The organism is Mesorhizobium sp. M1A.F.Ca.IN.020.06.1.1 (assembly GCF_004023265.1).
Classification (GTDB): Bacteria; Pseudomonadota; Alphaproteobacteria; order Rhizobiales; family Rhizobiaceae; genus Mesorhizobium.
Window position 1 is genome coordinate 1 of the sequence record NZ_RZSR01000624.1, and the last position, 3,611, is coordinate 3,611.

Here is a 3,611-nt window from a genome sequence, read left to right on the forward strand (position 1 = left end):
CGTCATAGCCGGCCAGCGCGCCGATGGCTTCGAGCAGCGTCGATTTGCCGGTGCCGTTCTCGCCAACGATGATGGTGATGGCCGACGTGAATTCGAACTCGAATTCGCGATCCCGGAAGATCGGCAGGCTCCATGGATATCCATCCCAATCCGCGACGCGCGAAGGCTCAAGCAGAATGCGCTTGAGATAGGGCGCTTTCAGCCGCGTCAGTTGCTTGCGGGCAGCCACGTCGGACCTTCAATCATGAAAAAGCGCGCTGCATTCTCGGGTCAATTATTCGTCGGCCCATTCCGGCTTGCGCTTGCCGATGAAAGCGCCGATGCCCTCCTCGGCGTCGCGCGCCAGCATGTTTTCCACCATCACGCGGCCGGTATAGGCGTAGGCGTCAGCCAGCCCCATTTCGGCCTGGGCGTAGAACGCCTCCTTGCCGGTCTTGACCACCAAAGACGATTTTGAAGCAACCGTTTGCGCGTATTTGTTGACAACCTGATTCAGATATTCGCGCGGCACGATCCGGTTGACGAGACCGAACTCCTTGGCCGTCGCCGCATCGATCGTCTCGCCGGTGAGAAGCATTTCCATCGCCTGCTTGCGCGAGACGTTGCGCGACAGCGCAACCATCGGCGTCGAGCAGAACAGGCCGATATTGACGCCGGGCGTGCAGAAGGTCGCTTCGTGCGAGGCGATGGCGAGGTCGCAGCTCGCGACAAGCTGCAGTCCGGCCGCGGTAGCCAGACCGTCGACCTCGGCGATTACCGGCCTCGGATGGCGCACGATAGTCTGCATCAGCTTTGCGCAGGCGACAAAGGTCATTTCGAAGAAGGCGCGGCCGCGATCCGGTTCGGCGCGGTGCGCCGTCATTTCCTTGAGGTCGTGGCCGGCGCAAAACACTTTGCCTGACGCTGCCAGGATGATGACGCGTACGGATTTGTCGTCCTTCACGCGGTCGAACTCGGCCTGCAGCGCCGCCATCGTCGCCAGCGACAGCGCGTTGGCCGGCGGGCTTGCAAGGGTGAGGCGCAGCACGCCCTTGTCTTGGCTGACAAGAACCGGGCCGTCGGCGACGGCGGGCTTGATAGCAACGACTTCGGCCATTTTTGAACCTCTCGATCAGCGGTCCCGGGTTATGGAGCAACAGAACTAACATGCTGCCGATTGAAGAACAGCCGCGAGACGTGTTTTCTCCGTGGCACCGTTTGGTCCAGGCGCGCCGCCTGGAACTTCCCGTATATAGGAATCGCGCATGCCCGCTCAAAGCAATCTCAAGCCGGTGCTGACCTCGGCCGAAGTCAACGCGCTGATGGCAAACGTCTATCCGCAGCTCAACGACCAGTTCTCCTTCTATGAGGCGCTGGAAGTGTTTCCGGGCGGCTGCACGGTGCGGCTCAATGCCGACCAGCGCCATCTGCGCCCCGGCGGCACCGTCTCGGGTCCCGCGCTGTTCACGCTTGCCGACATTGGCGGCTATGTGTGCGTGCTCAGCCATGCCGGGCCGGATGCGCTTTCGGTGACGACCAATCTCAACATCAACTTCATGCGCAAGGCAGAGGCCGGAGCGATCGACGGCCATTGCCGTATCCTCAAGCTCGGAAAGAGCCTGATGGTCTTCGACATCGACATCGTCGCCGGGGCCGACCGGCACAGGGTGGCCCACGCCACTGGGACTTATTCGATCGCGCCGAAGCGAATGGATGAGGTAAAATAATACCGTTTCGCCAATTGATTGTTTTTGCTTTATTTTCAGCGCCAGTAGAGTTTCCGCTTGGCTTGACGCATCCGGCACCCTCGCCTATAAGCCGTCACGAAACAGCGGCCGCAAGGGCCGCCGTTTTGTTATTGCCGGACGGCTTGGCCTCTCCGTCAATTCAAGCAACAAAAAACGCCTGTTCCTGCCGTTCGCGGACAGGACGGTCAACCTGAGAGCAAAACATGGCTACCTTTTCGCAGAAGCCTGCGGATGTGGTGAAGAAGTGGGTGCTGATCGACGCCGAGGGTCTCGTCGTCGGCCGCCTTGCCACTGTCATCGCCAACCATCTGCGCGGCAAGCACAAGCCCACTTTCACCCCGCATGTCGATGATGGCGACAATGTCATCGTCATCAATGCCGACAAGGTGGTGTTCACCGGCAAGAAGTACACCGACAAGGTCTATTACTGGCACACCGGCCATCCCGGCGGCATCAAGGAGCGCACCGCCCGCCAGCTGCTCGAGGGCCGCTTCCCCGAGCGCGTCGTCGAGAAGGCTGTGGAGCGCATGATCCCGCGCGGCCCGCTTGGCCGCCGCCAGATGAAGAATCTCCGCGTCTATGCAGGCACTGAGCATCCGCACGCGGCCCAGCAGCCCGTCACGCTCGACGTGGCCAAGCTGAACTCCAAGAACAAGAGGGCCTCGTAATGGCTGAGCTTTCCTCGCTCGCAGAACTCGGGACTGTCACGACCGCCGCGCAGCCGGCCGCGCCTGTCCACGTCCAGAAGCTCGACAAGTCGGGCCGCGCCTATGCCACTGGCAAGCGCAAGAACGCGATCGCGCGCGTCTGGGTGAAGCCGGGCTCCGGCAAGATCATCGTCAACGACAAGGAATTCGCGACCTATTTCGCGCGTCCCGTGCTGCAGATGATCCTCAACCAGCCGATCGTCGCCGCCAACCGCGCCGGCCAGTACGACATCGTCGCCACCGTGATCGGCGGCGGTCTCTCCGGCCAGGCGGGCGCCGTGCGTCACGGCATCTCCAAGGCGCTGACCTATTACGAGCCGGGCCTGCGCTCGGTGCTCAAGAAGGGCGGCTTCCTCACCCGCGACAGCCGCGTGGTCGAGCGCAAGAAGTACGGCAAGGCCAAGGCCCGCCGCAGCTTCCAGTTCTCGAAGCGCTAAGCGCTGCGAAGTCCAAGCATTTCGAAAAGGCCGCCTCCGGGCGGCTTTTTTGTTTCCGTCACCAGTGCCCGGCCGGCGTTTTTATGTAGTCGATGAACGCGCGCAGCGGCGCCGGCACCAAGCGCCGGCCAGGGTAATAAAGAAACGGCCCCGAGAAGCTTTGCCACCAGGGCTGGAGCACAGGTTCCAGAACGCCGCTGTCGAAATACGGGCGCACCCAGTCCTCGAAGAGCCAAAGGATGCCGACGCCGGCGATCGCCGCATCGACAGCGAGATCGACGCCACCACCGATGCTGACGACCAATGGCCCCGTGGGATCGACCCGCACCACCTCGCCGTCCCGCTCGAACTCCCAGGGCGTCATGACCCCGCTCGGGAAGCGGCCGCGCACGCAGGCATGGCCAAGCAGGTCGCGCGGGTGCTGCGGCCGACCGTGCCGATCAAGGTAGGACGGCGCGGCGGAGGTCGTGAAGCGCTGCGCGCGCGGTCCGATCGGCACCGCGATCATGTCCTGCTCCAGCCGCTCGTCATAGCGGATTCCGGCGTCGCAGCCGGCCACCAGCACATCGACAAAGTTCTCCTCGGCGATCACCTCCAGGCGAATGGCGGGATAGGCCGCGAGAAATCGCGGAACGATCTTGGGCAGCACCAGCCGCGAGGCGCTTATCGGCACGTTGAGACGCAAGGTTCCGGCGGGCCGGTCGCGAAAGCCGTTCACCACATCGAGCGCAGCTTCTACC

General features: G+C 62.9%; 6 protein-coding genes. 3 read left to right on the top strand and 3 right to left on the bottom strand.

Features of this window, described 5'->3' with window-relative positions; translation table 11 throughout:
* Both EOA60_RS23680 and EOA60_RS23685 read right to left on the bottom strand, forming a co-directional pair.
* Positions 1-229, bottom strand: a 229-nt coding sequence (locus EOA60_RS23680; RefSeq protein WP_128311985.1) for an AAA family ATPase, incomplete at its 3' end; no start/stop codon positions are given.
* Between the two features lie 45 nt (positions 230-274).
* A complete protein-coding gene (locus EOA60_RS23685; protein ID WP_095824723.1) occupies positions 275-1,096 on the bottom strand; it encodes an enoyl-CoA hydratase in 822 nt (273 codons plus the stop codon).
* Between the two features lie 148 nt (positions 1,097-1,244).
* On the opposite strand from EOA60_RS23685, the gene EOA60_RS23690 reads away from it, so the two are divergent.
* The 3 genes from EOA60_RS23690 to rpsI all read left to right on the top strand — a co-directional run bounded on the left by EOA60_RS23690 (position 1,245) and on the right by rpsI (position 2,871).
* Positions 1,245-1,706, top strand: a complete 462-nt coding sequence (locus EOA60_RS23690; protein ID WP_127334848.1) for a PaaI family thioesterase — start codon at positions 1,245-1,247, stop codon at positions 1,704-1,706.
* Positions 1,707-1,930: 224 nt separating this feature from the next.
* Positions 1,931-2,395 carry a 50S ribosomal protein L13 gene (gene rplM / locus EOA60_RS23695; RefSeq protein ID WP_066989450.1) on the top strand — a complete coding sequence of 155 codons (465 nt, stop codon included), beginning with the start codon at positions 1,931-1,933 and terminating at the stop codon, positions 2,393-2,395.
* A complete protein-coding gene (gene rpsI, locus EOA60_RS23700) occupies positions 2,395-2,871 on the top strand; it encodes a 30S ribosomal protein S9 (RefSeq protein WP_066989448.1) in 477 nt (158 codons plus the stop codon). The genes rplM and rpsI overlap by 1 nt, the downstream gene beginning before the upstream one ends.
* A gap of 58 nt (positions 2,872-2,929) precedes the next feature.
* On the opposite strand, the gene EOA60_RS23705 is transcribed toward rpsI, so the two are convergent.
* Positions 2,930-3,611: LysR substrate-binding domain-containing protein (locus EOA60_RS23705; protein ID WP_128311987.1), on the bottom strand; the 682-nt coding region annotated here is incomplete at its 5' end.